The 15740-nt window shown below is 74.7% G+C and carries 16 protein-coding genes; 8 read left to right on the plus strand and 8 right to left on the minus strand.

All coding sequences use genetic code 11. The features are described 5' to 3' along the window. Positions 1–38 precede the first annotated feature (38 nt). The gene (locus ACFU7Y_RS22805) at positions 39–920 is read right to left on the minus strand and encodes an SDR family NAD(P)-dependent oxidoreductase (RefSeq protein ID WP_224283926.1); all 882 of its coding nucleotides are present in this window, start codon (positions 918–920) and stop codon (positions 39–41) included. A gap of 80 nt (positions 921–1000) precedes the next feature. On the opposite strand from ACFU7Y_RS22805, the gene ACFU7Y_RS22810 reads away from it, so the two are divergent. The 6 genes from ACFU7Y_RS22810 to ACFU7Y_RS22835 all read left to right on the plus strand — a co-directional run bounded on the left by ACFU7Y_RS22810 (position 1001) and on the right by ACFU7Y_RS22835 (position 6636). After that, positions 1001–1678 (plus strand): TetR/AcrR family transcriptional regulator, encoded by a 678-nt coding sequence (locus tag ACFU7Y_RS22810; protein ID WP_224283925.1) that lies wholly within the window; start codon positions 1001–1003, stop codon positions 1676–1678. Positions 1679–1791: 113 nt separating this feature from the next. Next, the gene (locus tag ACFU7Y_RS22815; protein WP_224283924.1) at positions 1792–1980 is read left to right on the plus strand and encodes a DUF1508 domain-containing protein; all 189 of its coding nucleotides are present in this window, start codon (positions 1792–1794) and stop codon (positions 1978–1980) included. A gap of 108 nt (positions 1981–2088) precedes the next feature. Continuing rightward, positions 2089–3306 (plus strand): glycosyltransferase family 4 protein, encoded by a 1218-nt coding sequence (locus ACFU7Y_RS22820; protein WP_380769482.1) that lies wholly within the window; start codon positions 2089–2091, stop codon positions 3304–3306. After that, the gene (locus ACFU7Y_RS22825) at positions 3303–4499 is read left to right on the plus strand and encodes a glycosyltransferase (protein WP_380769484.1); all 1197 of its coding nucleotides are present in this window, start codon (positions 3303–3305) and stop codon (positions 4497–4499) included. Before ACFU7Y_RS22820 ends, ACFU7Y_RS22825 begins: the two co-directional genes overlap by 4 nt. Next, the gene (locus tag ACFU7Y_RS22830; RefSeq protein WP_380769485.1) at positions 4480–5358 is read left to right on the plus strand and encodes an SGNH/GDSL hydrolase family protein; all 879 of its coding nucleotides are present in this window, start codon (positions 4480–4482) and stop codon (positions 5356–5358) included. The genes ACFU7Y_RS22825 and ACFU7Y_RS22830 overlap by 20 nt, the downstream gene beginning before the upstream one ends. Before the next feature lie 126 nt (positions 5359–5484). Then, entirely contained in the window at positions 5485–6636 is a 1152-nt protein-coding gene (locus ACFU7Y_RS22835; protein ID WP_380769487.1) for an NUDIX domain-containing protein, read from the plus strand. A gap of 136 nt (positions 6637–6772) precedes the next feature. Here the strand turns inward: ACFU7Y_RS22835 and ACFU7Y_RS22840 are convergent, their stop codons facing one another. From ACFU7Y_RS22840 to ACFU7Y_RS22860, 5 genes are all read right to left on the minus strand, one after another. Continuing rightward, positions 6773–7147 carry a hypothetical protein gene (locus ACFU7Y_RS22840; protein WP_224281651.1) on the minus strand — a complete coding sequence of 125 codons (375 nt, stop codon included), beginning with the start codon at positions 7145–7147 and terminating at the stop codon, positions 6773–6775. A 79-nt stretch (positions 7148–7226) separates the two neighbouring features. Continuing rightward, entirely contained in the window at positions 7227–7622 is a 396-nt protein-coding gene (locus ACFU7Y_RS22845) for a roadblock/LC7 domain-containing protein (protein ID WP_308020238.1), read from the minus strand. Positions 7623–7704: 82 nt separating this feature from the next. Further along, positions 7705–8784 carry a hypothetical protein gene (locus tag ACFU7Y_RS22850; protein WP_224281648.1) on the minus strand — a complete coding sequence of 360 codons (1080 nt, stop codon included), beginning with the start codon at positions 8782–8784 and terminating at the stop codon, positions 7705–7707. Positions 8785–8788: 4 nt separating this feature from the next. Further along, on the minus strand, positions 8789–9172 hold the full coding sequence (locus ACFU7Y_RS22855) for a hypothetical protein (protein WP_224281647.1): 384 nt from the start codon (positions 9170–9172) through the stop codon (positions 8789–8791). A gap of 588 nt (positions 9173–9760) precedes the next feature. Further along, a complete protein-coding gene (locus ACFU7Y_RS22860; RefSeq protein ID WP_224281646.1) occupies positions 9761–10369 on the minus strand; it encodes a TetR/AcrR family transcriptional regulator C-terminal domain-containing protein in 609 nt (202 codons plus the stop codon). Between the two features lie 205 nt (positions 10370–10574). On the opposite strand from ACFU7Y_RS22860, the gene ACFU7Y_RS22865 reads away from it, so the two are divergent. Together ACFU7Y_RS22865 and ACFU7Y_RS22870 are read left to right on the plus strand one after the other, a co-directional pair. Continuing rightward, on the plus strand, positions 10575–12221 hold the full coding sequence (locus tag ACFU7Y_RS22865) for an amidohydrolase (protein ID WP_224281645.1): 1647 nt from the start codon (positions 10575–10577) through the stop codon (positions 12219–12221). 154 nt (positions 12222–12375) lie between these two features. Continuing rightward, complete coding sequence (locus ACFU7Y_RS22870; protein WP_380769488.1) at positions 12376–13929, plus strand: APC family permease; 1554 nt, start codon at positions 12376–12378, stop codon at positions 13927–13929. A 104-nt stretch (positions 13930–14033) separates the two neighbouring features. On the opposite strand, the gene ACFU7Y_RS22875 is transcribed toward ACFU7Y_RS22870, so the two are convergent. Together ACFU7Y_RS22875 and ACFU7Y_RS22880 are read right to left on the minus strand one after the other, a co-directional pair. Next, positions 14034–15053, minus strand: coding sequence for an MsnO8 family LLM class oxidoreductase (locus ACFU7Y_RS22875; RefSeq protein WP_224281643.1), 1020 nt, complete (start codon positions 15051–15053; stop codon positions 14034–14036). 60 nt (positions 15054–15113) lie between these two features. After that, positions 15114–15740 (minus strand): hypothetical protein (locus tag ACFU7Y_RS22880; RefSeq protein ID WP_380769489.1); only part of this gene is annotated, 627 nt, incomplete at its 5' end.

Below are 15740 nucleotides of genomic sequence, written 5' to 3' on the forward strand. Positions count from 1 at the left end.
CCCCGCGCCGGGCCGCAGTGCCGTGCACACCGGACCGGTCAGTCGGTCGAGTCCGGCGGGAAGGCGACCGGGTAGGCCTCGGCGAAGTCGGCCGAGCGGGAAACCGCACGCCACTTGGCGTCCTCCGCCAGGAGTTGCCGGTCCATGGCGATCGAGCCCTCGGCCGCGTTGACCCCGAGCGGCAGGTGATGGGGAATGTCCCGCCGCTTGGCCACCCGGACCAGGATCTCGGCGGCACGGACCGGGTCGCCCGCGGAGCCGTCGCCGCCCTGGCGCAGCCGCCTGTTCAGGGCGCCGACCGTCTCGTCGTAGGCCTCCGGAACGTCGTGGACGACCATCGAGGCGCCGGCCCAGTCCGTGCGGAAGCCGCTGGGTTCGACCACCAGTACCCGCACGCCGAACGGCGCGGTCTCGGCGCGCAGCACCCGGCTGAACCCGTCGATGGCGAACTTCGCGGCCTGGTACGAGGCGATGCCCGGGGAGCCGCCGACCCGCCCGCCCATCGAGGAGAACTGCACGACCAGTCCGCCCCGCTGCTCGCGCAGCAGCGGGAGCGCGGCCTTGGTGACGTGGTAGACGCCCCAGAAGTTGGTCTCGAACTGGGCACGGAAGTCGGCGTCCTCGGTGGTCTCGATCGGCGAGACGTTGGCGTAGCCGGCGTTGTTCACCAGCACGTCGATCCGGCCGAAGGCTCCGTGCGCCTCGGCGAGGGCCGCCCGGGCGGCCGCCGGATCGGTGACGTCCAGCGCGATCGGACGGATGCGGTCGCCGAACTCCTCGACGAGATCGGCAAGTTGCTCGGGCCGTCGGGCGGTCGCGGCCACCCGGTCGCCGGCTTCGAGCGCGGCGCGGACCAGGGCGCGGCCGAAGCCGCGCGAGCTGCCGGTGATGAACCAGGTCTGTTCCTTGTTCTGCTCCATGTCGCTAGTAAAACACCGTTGCGTTATTAGCGCAACGACGTTGCGCTAATACGGCAACGCCGTTGCCCTACCATGGGCGAGTGGATGACGCATCGGAGTTCCAGCGCGCACGCTCGCCCGAGGCCAAGCGCCGGCGCGAGGCCGCGATCCTGGCGGCGGCCCGGTCGCTCGGCGCCGAGCACGGCATCAGGGACGTCACCCTGACCGACATCGCCGCCGCGGTGGGGATGCACAAGTCGGCGCTGCTGCGATACTTCGAGACCCGCGAGGAGATCTTCCTGCGGCTGACCGCCGAAGGCTGGGCGGAGTGGTCGGACGCACTGACCGCGCGGCTGCGGGAGAGCGCGGATCCGGGCCCGGCCACCGTGGCCCGGGCGTTCGCCACCACCCTCGCAGCCCGCGGCATGTTCTGCGACCTGCTCGCCCACGCCCCACTGAACCTCGAACGCAACGTCTCGCTCGCCGCGGTACGCGACTTCAAACTCGCCACGCTCGCCGCCCGCGAACCGATCGGCGCCGCCGTCCGCGGGCAACTGCCCGCACTGGACGAGCAGGACGTCCTCGACCTGGTCGCCACCGCCGTCTCACTGGCCGGGGCCATGTGGCAGATCGCGAACCCGGGCACCGAGGTCGCCGCCCTCTACCGCGCCGACCCCCGGCTGGCCCATGCCGTCATCGAGGTCGAACCCCGGCTCGCCCGCATCCTGACCGCCACCATCACCGGACTGGCCGCCGGAGCGGGCGAACCGCGCGCCTGACCCGTCCGCGCCCGATCCGGTCCACCTGGATGGATCATCTGACGTGCCGCGCAAGGGATTTGACCCTACGGTGCGGTACGAGGGGGTCATCCGAGCGGAAGGCTGTTTCTGGCATGGCTGGCAAATTCGAGCTGTACGTGGACGAGGGCGGCATGCACCGGTTCCGGCTCAAGGCGAGCAACGGGGCGATCGTGGTGACCGGCGACCCGCAGGAGAGCAAGGACGACTGCCTGAAGAGCATCGAGTCGATCCGCAAGCTCGCGCCGTACGCGGAGCTCAAGGAGACCGCCGGGTCGGTCTGACGGGCGTGCTCCGGAGCGCGGGTCGGTGGTGCAAATCGCCGACCCGCGTTCGTCTGTACGACAGATCCCTTTGGCCGGGTGCATGCCGGACACGGACAGAACACTGGCATGCGCGTCGTCATCGTCACCGAATCCTTCCCGCCCGAGGTCAACGGAGTCGCCCACAGCGTGCTGCGGACGGCCGAGCATCTGGTCCGCCGGGGCCACCAGCCCCTTGTCGTCACCCCCGCGCCGGCCCGGGGCGCCGGGTGCCCGCCGGAGACCTTCGGCGGTGCCGCGGCGGGGGAGATTCCCGTGGTGCGCATCCCGTCGATGCCGCTGCCGGGGTACCCGCAGGTGCGGATCGCCCTGCCCAGTCGGCAGCTGGCGGCCGCGGTCGCCGGACACCGGCCGGACATCGTCCACCTGGCCAGCCCGTTCGTGCTCGGCGCGCGCGCAATGCAGGTCGCGGCGCGGCTCGGGGTGCCCGCCGTGGCCGTGTACCAGACCGACCTGGCCGGGTACGCGCACGCCTACCGGGCCGGGCGCGGGCTCGGGGAGGCCGCTGCCTGGCGGCGGATCCGGGCCGTGCACCGGGCGGCCGCCCGCACCCTGGCGCCCTCCACCCCCGCCGCCCAGGACCTGACCGCGCACGGGGTGCCGCGGGTGCAACTGTGGCCGCGCGGGGTGGACTCGGTGCGGTTCCACCCCCGGCACCGGGACGAGGCACTGCACCGGGCGCTGGCGCCGGGCGGGGAGGTGCTCGTCGGCTACGTCGGACGGCTGGCGCCGGAGAAGCGGGTCGATCTGCTGGCGGCCACCTCGGCGCTGCCCGGGGTGCGGGTCGTGGTCGTCGGCGACGGCCCCTCGGCACCCGGGCTGAAAGCCTCGATGCCGGGCGCGGTGTTCCTCGGCCGGCGCACCGGTGACGAACTGGCGCGCTGCTTCGCGACCCTCGACGTCTTCGTGCACACCGGCCCGCTGGAGACCTTCTGCCAGACCATCCAGGAGGCGATGGCCAGCGGCGTACCGGTGATCGGCCCGGCGGCCGGCGGCCCGCTGGACCTGGTCGCCCACCGCCGCACCGGCCTGCTGGTGCCGCCCCGGGACGGCACGGCGGTGGCCCGGGCGGTGGCCGAGCTGGCCGCCGACCCGGCGCGGCGGGCCGCGTACGGGCAGGCCGGCCGGGACGAGGTGACCGCGCGCACCTGGGAAGCGGTCGGGGACCTGCTGCTGCGGCACTACGCCGAGGTGGTGGCGGAGCACCACGGACGGCCGCTGCCGCCCGCTCCCCCGGCGTCGGCCGAGCCGGTGGCGCCCGTCCTGCCGGAGGAGCTGCCGGCATGACCTCCGTTCCCGGCCCCGGCGCGCTGACGATCGTCCGGCTCGCCAACTTCGTCACCCCGGTCTCCGGCGGCCTGCGCACCGCGCTGCGCCACCTGGGCGCCGGGTACCGGGCGGCCGGGCACCGTCCGGTGCTCATCGTCCCCGGCGAGCGGCGCTCCGAGGAGGAGACCGAGCAGGGCGTGGTGGTCACCCTGCCCGGCCCCGTGCTGCCGGCCGGCGGCGGCTACCGGCTGCTCACCGACCGGCGGGCGGTCGCCGCCGAACTGACCAGGTTCTCCCCCGACCGCCTGGAGGTGTCCGACCGCACCACGCTGCGCTGGACCGGCGCCTGGGCACGGCGCCACGGGGTGCGCTCGGTGATGGTCTCGCACGAGAGCGCCGCCGGGGTGCTGCGCACCTGGGGCGTGCCCGGCCCGCTGGCGGGCGCGGCGGCCGACCGGCTCAACGCGGCCACGGCCCGCGGCTACGACTCGGTGCTCTGTACCACCGACTGGGCGGCGGCGGAGTTCCGGCGGATCGGCACCCCGAACCTGGTCCGGGCCCCGCTGGGAGTGGATCTGGACACGATGCACCCGCTGCCGCCGAACGCACGGGCAGCCGAGCGGGCGCGGTACGCCGCCCCGGAAGAAACGCTGCTGGTGCTCTGCTCCCGGCTCTCGGCGGAGAAACGGCCCGAGCGGGCGATCGAGGCACTCGCCGCCCTACGGGCCCGGCGCAGGCCCGCCGTCCTGGTGGTGGCCGGGACCGGCCCGCTGCGGGAACGGCTGGCGGCCCGGGCCGCACGGCTGCGGCTGCCGGTGCGCTTCCTCGGCCACCTGGGCGGGCGGGCGGAGCTGGCCCGGCTGCTGGGCTGCGCGGACGTGGTGCTCGCGCCCGGCCCGGTGGAGACCTTCGGACTGGCGGCGATGGAGGCGCTGGCCTGCGGGACCCCGGTGGCGGTCAGCCACTCCTCCGCACTGCCCGGCCTGGTCGGGCCCGCCGGGGTGGCGGCCGCCGACACCGGTAGCGGATTCGCCTCCGCGGTAGGGCAGTTGCTGGAACGGCCGGAGGAGCAGCGACGGGCCGCCGCCCGGGCTCAGGCCGAACGGTACGGCTGGCCGGCGGCGGTGACGGCGTTCCTGGCGGCACACGGCGTGCGCAACGACGAGGCGGTGGACGGGGGTCGGGACGAGCATGCTGGAAGCCGGACGTGACCGGGCGGCGGAGGAGCGGCCCGCGGCAGGCGAACTGCTGCGCTTCGTCGCGCTCGGGGACTCGCTGACGGAGGGGGTCGGGGACCAGGTCGGCGAGAGCCGGCGCGGCTGGGCCGCCGTCCTCGCCGGCTCACTGGCGCCCGCCGGACGGGACGTCGAGTTCACCAACCTGGCGTACAGCGGGGCACTCACCACGGAGTTGACATACCGTCAACTACCTGCGGCACTGGCACTTCGGCCACAGCTGGCGGCGGTGGTGGTCGGCGGCAACGACACGCTGCGCACGGGCTTCGACATCCGCCGCACCACGCTGGAGCTGGACGCCACGATGGGTGAACTGTCCGGCCACGGCGCCAGGCTGCTCACCGCCTGTCTGCCCGACCCGGGCAGCCTGCTCCGGCTCCCGGCGCCGCTCGCCCGTCCGCTGGCACGCCGGATGCGGGCGGTCAACGCCGTGGTGCACGCCCTCACCGAACGCCACCGGGCGGTGCACCTGCACATCGCCGACCTGCCGTGGCCGGCGGAGCGCCGACTGCTGAGCGTGGACCGTCTGCACCCCAGCGCCGAGGGCCACCACCTGATCGCCCGGCGGTTCCACGACCTGCTCACCGAAGCCGGCCACCTTCTCGGCTCGCCCCCGGCCACCGCCCCGGCCGAACCACCACCGGGCCTGGCCGCGGACGTCTGGTGGATGGCCACCCAGGGCACCCGCTGGCTCGCCGCCCGCAGCACCGACCTGCTGCCGGGCCTGCTCGCGCTGGCCGCCGCGGAGGGCGTGGCCCGGCTGCGCGGCGGAAGCGGGAGGCACGACGAGCAGATGGCGCGGGCCGCGGCGCAGGCGCTGGCCTCGCTGGGGTGAGCGGTGCGCCGGGGCGGCGAGCCTGCCGGGGCGAGGGGACGGCGGGGGTCGCCCGTTCGTGGTGATCGGCCGTGCCGCCGTGCGGGAACCATCCGGGTGGCCCGGGTTGTCGTGTCCGGGGAGAGCGTGACGGAGGGAGCCGGGGTGGAGAACGCGAGCACGGTCGGGCGGGAGGTTCTGGCGGCGGCAGGGGTGCTGTTCCCGGACGGGGCGGGACGGGTGCTGGTGGTGCGGCTGCCGTACGACCGGAGGCATCCGGTGGCGATCCCGGGCGGCGGGTGGGAGCCGGCGGACCGGTCGCCCCGGGAGACCGCCCTGCGGGAGATCCGCGAGGAGTTGGGCTTCACGCCCCGGCTGGGGCCGCTCGCCTGCGTGGACTGGGCGCTGCTGCGCGAGGGTGACCGGCCGATCGTCGCGTACCTGTACTGGGCCGAGCCGCTGACGGCCGAACAGGCGGCGGCGTTCCGGCCGGACGCGGCGGAGGTCGGCGGCTGGACCTGGCTGACGCCGGAGCAGGCCGGGCACGCGCTGCCACCGCGGCTGTCGCGCCGGGTGACGGCCTGCCTGCGGGCCCCGCGCGAAGCCGGGCCGCTGGAGCTGGAGGACAGCCGACCGGCCGGGCACACGCTCGGGCGGCTGCCCACCGACGGGCCGGTGCCCGAGTACGCCGGACTGGCTGCGGCACCGGGCCTGACGCCGTCGGCCGAGGAGCCGCCGGAGCCGCCCATGGACCGGGAGACCTACTACGCCACCCGGCCGCGCATCCGGGCGAAGGCACGGGCGCTGTTCACCGACGCCGCCGGCCGGGTGCTGCTGGTGCGGCTGCGGCCGTGGGACGGGCCGCGCGGGCAGGTGCCGTACTGGACACTGCCGGGCGGTGGGGTCGAGGCGGACCGGGAGATGCCCCGGGCGGCGGCCCGGCGGGAGATCCGCGAGGAGCTCGGCTGGGAGGTCGAGCCGGGGCCGCTGCTGGCGCTGGACTGGCTGCCGGGCGCGGCAGCCGACCCGGAGGCGGACCCGGCGACCGGCCGGGACACCGCCGTCCTGGTGTACGTCTTCGACGGGGGCACGGTGACGGAGCGGATGCTCGGCTCGATCGCGCTGCCGGAGGAGGAGCTGATGGAGTGGCGGCTCTGCGATCCGGCCGAGGCGCGGGCGCTGCTGACCGGCCCGTCCTGGGACCGTACGGCCGCCGCACTGGCCGCCCGGGGGCGGTCGGGCGGGCCGGTCGAGTTGGTGCGCGGGCGGACCGTCGGACCGGACCTGCCGCAGGGCTGAGACCGGGCCTCCGGCCTGCCGGGCTGCGAGGTCCGCCGGACGAGGCCCCGCGGCGTCCGAGCCGCCGCCGGCGCCTCGTCCGGAACCCTGAGCGTCCGAGCGCCTGAGCGGCGGAGCGGCGCGTCAGGGCAGTGCGTCAGACCTCCAGGTCGGCCTCGATCCTGCTCAGCTGGTGGCGGGCCATCGCCAGGTTGGCACGCGACTTGTCCAGCGCGAGGTAGAGGAACAGGCCCTTGCCGGTGCGGCCGGTCAGCGGGCGGATCAGGTGGTACTGGCTGCTCAGGGTGATCAGGATGTCCTCGATCCCGTCCTGGAGGCCGAGCATGTCCATGGTGCGCATCTTGGCGCGCACCACGTCGGTGTTGCCGGCGGCGGCGACGTTGAGGTCCAGGCCGCCGGGGCCGTCGAGGGTGGCCAGCGCCATGCCGCTGTTGTAGTCCACCAGGGCCGCGCCGATGGCGCCCTCGATGCTGGTCATGGCCTGCTTGAGTGCGCCGGCTGCGTCGGTCATCTGGGTAACTCCCTTTCGGTGATGGGTGGTTCAGGTGTCGCCTGGTGCGGCGACGCGGTGGAGTCGAGGTTGGTCCGGATCAGACCGCGTCGCGCGGCTCCTTGGGCACGAGGGCGTCGTTGAGCAGCGCCGCGATGCGCTGCGCGCTGCGGCGGGCCTCCAGGTGCAGCCGGCCGACGTTGACGTCCGGGTGCGCCAGCAGGGTCAGCACGCAACTGCCGCCGGCCGCGTAGGTGGCGACGTAGCCGTTCTCGCCGCGCACCAGCGACTCGCGGAACTCGCCCTGGCCGGTGGTGTCGGCGAGCCGCTGGGCCAGGGAGAGCGAGGCCGCCGTCATCGCGGCCAGGCCGGACGGCTCGGTGCCATGGGTGTCGTGTGCGACCAACAGGCCGTCCACGCTGGCGACCAGGCCACCCGCGAGGTGCGGGACGCGGTGTTTGACGGCGCGCAGTTCGGCGAGCAACTCGGTCTCCAAGGCGATCAGTTGTCTCCTTCCGACACGCTGCTTGAGCGCCCGCCTCATGGCCGGAACGGCGGGGTCGCGGGCGGGGAGTCGGTCAAAGTCGGGCCTCCAGAAGGTCTCGGATCCGGGTCAGCAGCGCGATGTCCGGGTCGGGGACGGTCAGCGGGTGGGCCGCTGCCGTGGTGGGCGGGCGTTCGGAGCGTGTGGGGGCGTCGGTTCCGGCGGGGGCTTCGGTTCCGGCGGGGGCGTCGGTTCCGGCTGGGCTCTCGGCCCCGGTCCGGGCTGCGGCCGGGGCAGCCGTGACCGGGGCGCCGGGGAGTCCGGCGCCCCGGAGACTGGCGCCGGGGACCCGGCGGTGCAGCCCTCCGGCCGGTCCACTCGCGGCCGGTGGGGGAACTTCGGCTGCCGGAGCGGCCGTCGGCGGAGCATCGGCCACCGGGGCCGCCGTCGGCGCGCCGGGCGGACGCAGGGCGTCCAGCAGTCCGACGGCGGCCAGCCGTCGGATGTCGGCCGTCACGCCGAAGCCGGAGCGGCCGAGCAGCCGGGCCAGGTCCGCCGGAGTCCTGTGGCCGTCGGCGTGGTCCAGCAGCTCGCGGCGCCGACGGCCGCACGGACGGCGGGACGGCCGGCGGCCGTGCTCTGCCGGACGGACGGGAGCGGTGTCGAGCTGCGCCCACGGCCAGATCCCGTCGAGCAGCTGCCGACGGCGTTCGACCTCGCGGCGGATCCGGGCCGGGTCGACCTCAGCGACCGGTCCGAGCCAGTGCCGGGCGCCGGCCTCGAACCGCCAGACACCGCCGGACGGGTCGGCGAGGACGAAGAACGCGGCGTCGAACAGCGTTCCCAGGTGGCCGAGTTCGAGCTCTCCCCGGGTGATCAGCCGACGTTCGACCAGCGCCTCGCCGACCTCCGACCTCGGGCCGTGGACCCGCAGCAGCTCCGCCCAGTCCTCGGGGGCGATCCGGCCACAGCCGATGAGCAGGTCGGCCAGGCCGGGCGCCCGGGAGGACTCGGCAGCGGTCACCTGTCCGTCGACCAGGTGGAGGCTGCCGAGCGGTCCGTGCAGGGCGCCGGTGGCGCGGCGGTCGGCGAGCAGGGCGAGCGCCTCGCCCGGGGTCCTCGGGGTGGCGGCCTCCGCCGGGGGCGGAGGCGCGGTGCCGGTTGCGGCGGTCACGCGCTCACCCCAGCACCAGTTCCTCGGCGAGCGCCTGGAGGCGGAAGCGGGCGGCGGCGAGGTTGCCCTGCTCGCGGTCCAGCCAGAGGTGCAGGACGAGCCTGCTGTCGAAGACGGTGTCGATGAAGCGGATCAGGTGGTAACTGCGGCCGGCGGTGACGATGATGTCCTCCAGCGGGGCCCGCCGGTCCTCCGCCACGGTGAAGGTCTGGCTCTCAACAGCCGCCCGCACCAGGTCGGTTGCCTCGGCGGCGGAGGTCTCGTGCTCTCCGGTCGGGCTGTCTCCGAGGCTGCCGAGGGCGAGCCCGCTGCTCCAGTCGACCAGGCTCGCGGCGCGGGCCCCGGCGATCGCCATCGCTCCGGAGAGGCATTCGTCGATACCGGGCACACCGGCTCCTTCGCGGGGTCTGGGCGGTCGGACGCAGCGCGGCGCCGACCGGTTCACCACCAGCAGTGGCTAGGTCGACACGGAAGGCTACTGCCGGATTCCATATGACGAACATTCCAATGGCATATTCACACCAATGGCAGTCAGTTCCAGCCAATCTATGACGGTGCATCAGCCCCGAGAACGCGGCGATGCCACCGGCGGACCAGGGGGGTTGGAGCGGCGTTCACCGGCCACCTGGCACGAGACCTTGGCCGATACCGGGCCGCACGGGAGGGTTTCGGGACCGGATATGCGATATGAGGGCGCAGTCATGGGCGGCAAGGGCGGACACCGACGGCAGGTGCGGAGTCCGGACACGACGAAGGGGCCCGTTCCACTGGATGGAACGAGCCCCTTCGGTTGGAGCGCCAGGCCCGGGTCGCACGGACTCTCCCTACTGAAAGTAGGGCGTGCTCTGGTAGCACCACTGACGCCTGTTCGAGATTCCGTTTCCCGGAAGATCACTTCCTCTCGACGGGAAGAACACTAGCAGGTCATCACGCCTGGTCAGAAATCGCGGCCGGAGCCCCGGAACGGACCGGACGGTCAGCCCAGCAGCGCCCGGTAACCCTCGATCAGGGCGGCGAGCCCGAGCCCGAAGGCCCGGTCGGCACGCTCGCGCCCGGCGGGGACGGCGTCCAGGGCGTCGGCCAGCCGCGGGGTGGCGGCGCGGTCCACGGCGTCGACCATGACGTCCGGGGCGACCAGGTCCAGCGCCGAGCCCAGGACGAAGCTCTCCAGGGCGGTGATCAGGCCCATCACGTCCTGCGCGGCGAAGCCCGCGTCCTCCAGGGTGGCGACGGCCCGCTCGTACAGCTCGTGCATGAACGATTCGGCAAGCGGCGCGGTGGCGAGCAGCCGGACGATGCCCGGGTGTTCGGCGAAGGCGTCCCGGTAGGCGTGCGCCCAGGTGCACAGCGCCGCGTCCCAGGACTGGTCCCACATCGACTGCTCACCGATCGTGCGCACCAGCTCGGCGCGCATCAGCGCGACGATCTCGGCCCGGCCGGCCACGTGGTGGTAGAGCGCGGAGGGGCTGACCTTGAGCGCACCGGCCAGGGCGGGGATGGTGAGGTCCCCCGCCTCGTCGACCAGCCGCAACGCGGTGTCCACGATGCGCTGCCGGTCCAGCAGGGGTGTGCGCGGCCTGGGCATGCCCGGTTCCTCACCTTCGGGGTCGCCGAGCGGCCCGTCGGCCCCGACAGACCAAGATCGTCGTTATCCAAGCGTTACTGAACGGCTTTCAGTAAAACTCTTCCACACCCGCCGGTGCCGCGCCTACGGTAACCGAACCCCATTCGGTTCGGCAGGCCGCGCACTCGTCGGCCTGCCCTGCCCCGGAGAGGACGCACACCCCCGCATGCGCGCCGAAACGATCTTCACCGGCGGCCGGATCCACACCGGAGACCCCGCCCTCCCCCGCACCCATGCCCTCGCTGTCAGCGCGGGGCGGATCGCCGCCCTCGGCGACGCCGCCCTCGCCCTGCGCGACGGAGGCACCGAGACCGTCGACCTCGACGGCGGCGCCCTGCTGCCCTCCTTCGGCGACGGCCACGTCCACCCGCTGCTCGGCGGCATCGGCCTGCGCGGCGTGCCGGTGCGCGACTGCACCAGCCTGGAACAGGTCGTGGCGGCCGTCCGCGACTGGGCGCAGCGGCACCCCGAGGCCGAGTGGATCACCGGCGACGCCGTGAACCCGTGGCTGGCCGAGGGCGGGCTGTTCGACGCCCGGCTGCTCGACGCCGCCGTCCCGGACCGGCCGGTGCTGCTGCGCACCATGGACCACCACACCGGCTGGGCCAACAGCGAGGCGCTGCGCCGGGCCGGGTACGGGCCGGACACGCCCGAGCCGGTGGGTGGTGAGATCGTCCGCCGGCCGGACGGCAGCCCGCTCGGCACCCTGCGCGAGTTCGGTGCGCTCAACCCCGTCCTCGCACTCGTCCCGCCGCCACCGTTGGCCGAACAGGTCGCCGCGCTGCGGGAGAGCACCGCCGCGCTCGCGGCCGCCGGGCTCACCTGGCTCCAGGACGCCTGGGTCGAGCCCGCGCAGGTGGACACCTGGCTGGCGGCCGTCGCCGAGGAGGACCTGCCGGTCCGGGCCGGGCTCGCCCTGCTGCTCGAACCGGACGGCTGGCGCGCGCGGCTCCCCCGACTGGCCGCCGACCGCGACCGGGTCGAGGCCGCCGGGCGCGGGCGGCTCAGCGCGCGGGCGGTCAAGTTCTTCGCCGACGGCGTCATCGAGTCCGGGACGGCCGCGCTGCTGGAGCCGTACAGCGACTGCCCGCACTCCCACGGCGTCGCCAACTGGACCGGCGCCGAACTGGCGGAGGCCGTCACCGCCGTCGACGCGCTGGGTTTCCAGCCGCACATCCACGCCATCGGCGACCGCGGCGTGCGGATCGCGCTGGACGCCGTCGAGGCCGCTACCCGCCGCAACGGGGCGCGCCCCCGCCGGCCGGTGATCGCGCACGTCCAGCTGGTCCACCCGGACGACCTGCCGCGCTTCGCCGAGCTCGGCGTGATCGCCAACTTCGAGCCGCTGTGGGCGCAGACCGACCCGCTGATGACCGAGCTCACCCTGCCCCGGATCGGCCCGGAGCGCGGCTCCCGGCAGTACCGGATCGCCGCCCTGCTGCGCGGCGGCGCCCGGGTCTCCTTCGGCAGCGACTGGCCGGTCACCCGCTACGAGCCGCTGGCCGGGCTGGCCACCGCCGTCACCCGGCAGACCGCGGAGGGCCTGCCGGACGGCGGCTGGCTGCCCGAGGAACGGATCGGGCTCACCGAGGCGCTGGCGGCGTACTCGGCGGGCGTGGCGCACCAGGCCTTCGAGGAGGCCGAGTGGGGTGTGCTGCGGCCGGGCATGCGGGCCGACCTGGTGCACCTGGCCACCGATCCGTACGCGGTGCCGGCCGGTGAGCTGGCCTCGATCGAGGTGGCCGGCACCTGGCTCGGCGGGCGGCGCACCCACGGTGGCCCGCCCGGTGACGGCGACCGCTCGACGCGCTGAAGCGACGCGACTGCCCGCCCTGACGGGCTTCCCGACCCGTTCCCGTCCCGGCCGTTCCCCACGGCGGCCCTGCCTCGTTCCCCCGGTCGGCGGCCGACGCGTGTCCGCCGCCGACCGCCCCACCCTCGTTCGTACGACTCAGGAGAGCTCCCCCATGAACCTGCCCTCCGACGCGGCCTCCTCCGCACTCCGTCCCCCCGACCGCTCCCCCGGCTCCGCCGCTGCTGCCGGGCCCGCCGCCTCCCCGGCCTCCTCGGCCGTCCCGGGTTCCCCTGGCTCCCCCGGCGGTCTGGGACGCGGGGTGCTGGGCACCGGTGACATCGTCTTCTTCGTCGTGGCCGCCGCCGCGCCACTGACCGTGATGGCCGGCGTGGCACCGTTCGCGATCTCCTTCGGCGGCATCGGCGCGCCGGTCGCCTACCTGGCCACCGGCGTGGTGCTGGCGCTCTTCGCGGTCGGGTTCACCGCCATGACCACGCACGTCCGCAACGCGGGCGCCTTCTACGCCTACGTCACCCGCGGCCTCGGCCGGGCGGCCGGGCTGGGTGCGGCGCTGCTCGCGGTGCTCTCGTACAACGCGATCCAGATCGGCATGTTCGGGGCCTTCGGCTTCTTCGCCCACACGACGGCCGCCGATCTGCTCGGGCTGGACCTGCCCTGGCCGGTCTGGGCGCTGCTCGGGGTCGCGGTGGTCTGGTTCCTCGGCTTCCGCTCGATAGGCCTCGGTGCCAAGGTGCTCGGAGCGCTGCTGATCGCCGAGACCGGAATCCTGCTGCTGCTCGCGGTGGCGGTGCTGGTCAAGGGCGGGGCGCACGGGCTGAGCCTGTCCTCGTTCGCCCCGCAGCACGTGTTCTCCGGTGGGATGGGCGGGGTGCTGGGGCTCTCCTTCGCCGCCTTCATCGGCTTCGAGGCCACCGCGATCTACCGCGAGGAGGCCCGGCAGCCGCACCGCACCGTGCCGCGCGCGACCTACGCCGCGATCGCCTTCCTCGGCCTCTTCTACACCTTCGTCACCTGGATGATCGTGCAGGCCTTCGGTGACACCGAAGCCGTCGCGACCGCCACCGCCGACCCGGCCGGGATGTTCTTCACCGCGATGACCGACTACGTCGGCGGCTGGGCGACGGACGTGCAGCGGGTGCTGATCGTCACCAGCCTGCTCGCGGCGCTGCTCGCCTTCCACAACACCATCACCCAGTACGGCTACGCGCTGGCGACCGAGCAGGCCGCTCCGGCCGCGCTCGGCCGGATCCACCCGCGCCACGGTTCGCCGTGGATCGGCGGCATCGCGCAGTCGGTGCTGGCGGCGGTGGCCGTCGGGGTGGCGGCGCTGATCGGGGCGGACCCGTACAACCAGTTCTTCCTCTGGGTGAACTCCCCCGGAGTGGTCGGCATCCTGGTGCTCCAGGCGCTGGCCGGTCTCGCCGTGTTCGCCTTCTTCCGCCGCAACGGGGCGGCCGCCGCGAGCACCGGGGTGTTCCGTACGGTCGTGGCGCCGCTCGCCGCCACCGTGCTGCTGTGCGGGGCCACGGCGCTGGTGGTGTGGCGGCTCGACCTGTTCACCGGCGCCGGCCCGGAGGTCAACTGGCCGCTGGTCGCGATCGTGCCGGTGGTGTTCCTGACCGGCGTCGGGATCGCCCGGCGGCTGCGGGCCCGGCGGCCGGAGGTCTACGCGCGGCTCGGGACGACCGAGGTCGACGCGGGCTGAGCGGCGGCACGCGGCCCGGTGACACACGGCGCCGGGTGTGACGAACCGGGCCCGGGGCCGGTGACGGCCCGGCCCTGGTGACGGCCCGGCTCTTCTCCGCCCCCTCAGGCCTGGCCGACGGCTTCGGCGAGGAGCCGGTAGGAGTCGAGCAGCGCGGTGCGGTCGTAGGTGCTGGTGGTGACCAGGAACTCGTCCGCCCCGCTGCGCTCGACCAGCGCCGCCAGCTCGGCGGCGGCATGCTCCGGGGTGCCCGCGATGTGGCCCTTGAGCGACTGCTCGTACGCGGCCCGCTCCCGGGCGGTCATCTCCCGGGAGCGGATCTCGGCGGCAGGGGCCAGCGGCGGGAACTCGCCATGGGTGCGGGAGTACGCGCCGGACCAGGCCTCCGGGACGAGCAGCTCGCACGCCTGCTCGGCCGAGTCGGCGACCGCCACCGTGCCCGAGACCACCACGTACGGCTCGGTCGCCTGCGCGGAGGGGCGGAACCGGGTGCGGTATCGGTCGATCGCCGCCAGCATCCGCTCCTCCCCACGCGCGGCGGCGATCACCAGTGGCAGCCCGGCATCGGCGGCCAGGTCGGCGCCCGCGCCGGTGGCCAGGACGAAGGCCGGGACGTGCAGGCCCTCGGCCGGCCGGGCGTGGACTCCGCGGTGCGCCTGCTGCGAACCGTCGAAGTAGCCGAGCAGTTCGGCCAGCTGGGCACCGAAATCGTCCGCAGCGTCCTTCTCCCGCCCGAGCGCGCGCCGCACACCGTCGGTGAAACCCACCGAGCGCCCGAGCCCCATGTCGATCCGCTCCGGGAACAGCGCGGCCAGCACCCCGAACTGCTCGGCCACCACCAGCGGCTGATGGTTGGGCAGCATCACCCCGCCGGTGCCGACCCGGATTCGCGTGGTGGCCGCCGCCACCGCCGCGGCGAGCACGGTGGGCGCCGATCCGGCCACCCCCGGCACGCCGTGGTGCTCGGAGACCCAGAACCGGTGGTAGCCGAGCCGCTCCGCCTCGCGGGCGAAGGCGACCGTGTGCCGCAGCGCCTCGGCCGGCTCCTCGCCCTGTCTGGTCCGGGAGCGGTCGAGCACGGAGAGCCTGGTCCTGGGCGCGGCGCTGGTCACGTCGGTGGACAACGCCCGCCCGCCGTGCGGGCATTCCCCGCACTGTCCGGGGCCGAGGCCGGCGGCCGGCGATCAGGCGCCCGCCCCGGGTATTCGGCCCCGACGGGTGTCCGCGGCCTCGGCCGCGCGACTCACCGCAGCGTCGGCCTTGCGGGCGCCCACGGCCTCGGCCTTGCGGCGATCCGTGGTCCTGGCCTTGCGGCGGCCCCAGGGCTTGTACACCGACAGCACCACGTTGAACAGGTAGAGCGTCAGCGCCACCGCCGGGACGATCACCGTGTTGTAGCGGACGAAGCCGAGGTCCGCCACCGTGATCGGGCCGGTCGGATGTGCGTCCGCCACCCGCACCGCATCGTGCAGCCGATCGGTGAGGGCGAGGACGGAGGCCGTCATCGCCCCGAGCGTCAGCCAGAACTTGGTGCTCACCCAGTAGTGCCGGAACAGCCCCCAGGACGTGCCGAGCCCGAGCGCCACCCCGCTCAGGAAGGTGAGCAGGCTCAGCGGCAGGATCAGCGCGTCACCGAGCAGTCCCATCGCCCGGTAGGCGGTGCGCAGCCGGTCGGCGTCCCCGGTGGTCAGCGCCGTCACGCCCAGGGTGAGCAGGCAGAGCATCAGCGCCAGCCAGCTCACCGAGGCGACGACGTGCAGGACGACCAGCGGTTTGCGCACCGCCGGCCGCAGGCGCCGGCCGGCGGGCGC

This window comes from Kitasatospora sp. NPDC057542, assembly GCF_042801945.1.
Classification (GTDB): Bacteria; Actinomycetota; Actinomycetes; order Streptomycetales; family Streptomycetaceae; genus Kitasatospora.

Coding starts and splice junctions, on each gene's coding strand:
- ACFU7Y_RS22840 (WP_224281651.1), bottom strand. CDS start 7,147: ATGACCGACGCAGCCGGCGCACTCAAGCAGGCCATGACCAGCATCGAG.
- ACFU7Y_RS22815 (WP_224283924.1), top strand. CDS start 1,792: ATGGCTGGCAAATTCGAGCTGTACGTGGACGAGGGCGGCATGCACCGG.
- ACFU7Y_RS22825 (WP_380769484.1), top strand. CDS start 3,303: ATGACCTCCGTTCCCGGCCCCGGCGCGCTGACGATCGTCCGGCTCGCC.
- ACFU7Y_RS22830 (WP_380769485.1), top strand. CDS start 4,480: ATGCTGGAAGCCGGACGTGACCGGGCGGCGGAGGAGCGGCCCGCGGCA.
- ACFU7Y_RS22805 (WP_224283926.1), bottom strand. CDS start 920: ATGGAGCAGAACAAGGAACAGACCTGGTTCATCACCGGCAGCTCGCGC.
- ACFU7Y_RS22860 (WP_224281646.1), bottom strand. CDS start 10,369: ATGCCCAGGCCGCGCACACCCCTGCTGGACCGGCAGCGCATCGTGGAC.
- ACFU7Y_RS22865 (WP_224281645.1), top strand. CDS start 10,575: ATGCGCGCCGAAACGATCTTCACCGGCGGCCGGATCCACACCGGAGAC.
- ACFU7Y_RS22820 (WP_380769482.1), top strand. CDS start 2,089: ATGCGCGTCGTCATCGTCACCGAATCCTTCCCGCCCGAGGTCAACGGA.
- ACFU7Y_RS22870 (WP_380769488.1), top strand. CDS start 12,376: ATGAACCTGCCCTCCGACGCGGCCTCCTCCGCACTCCGTCCCCCCGAC.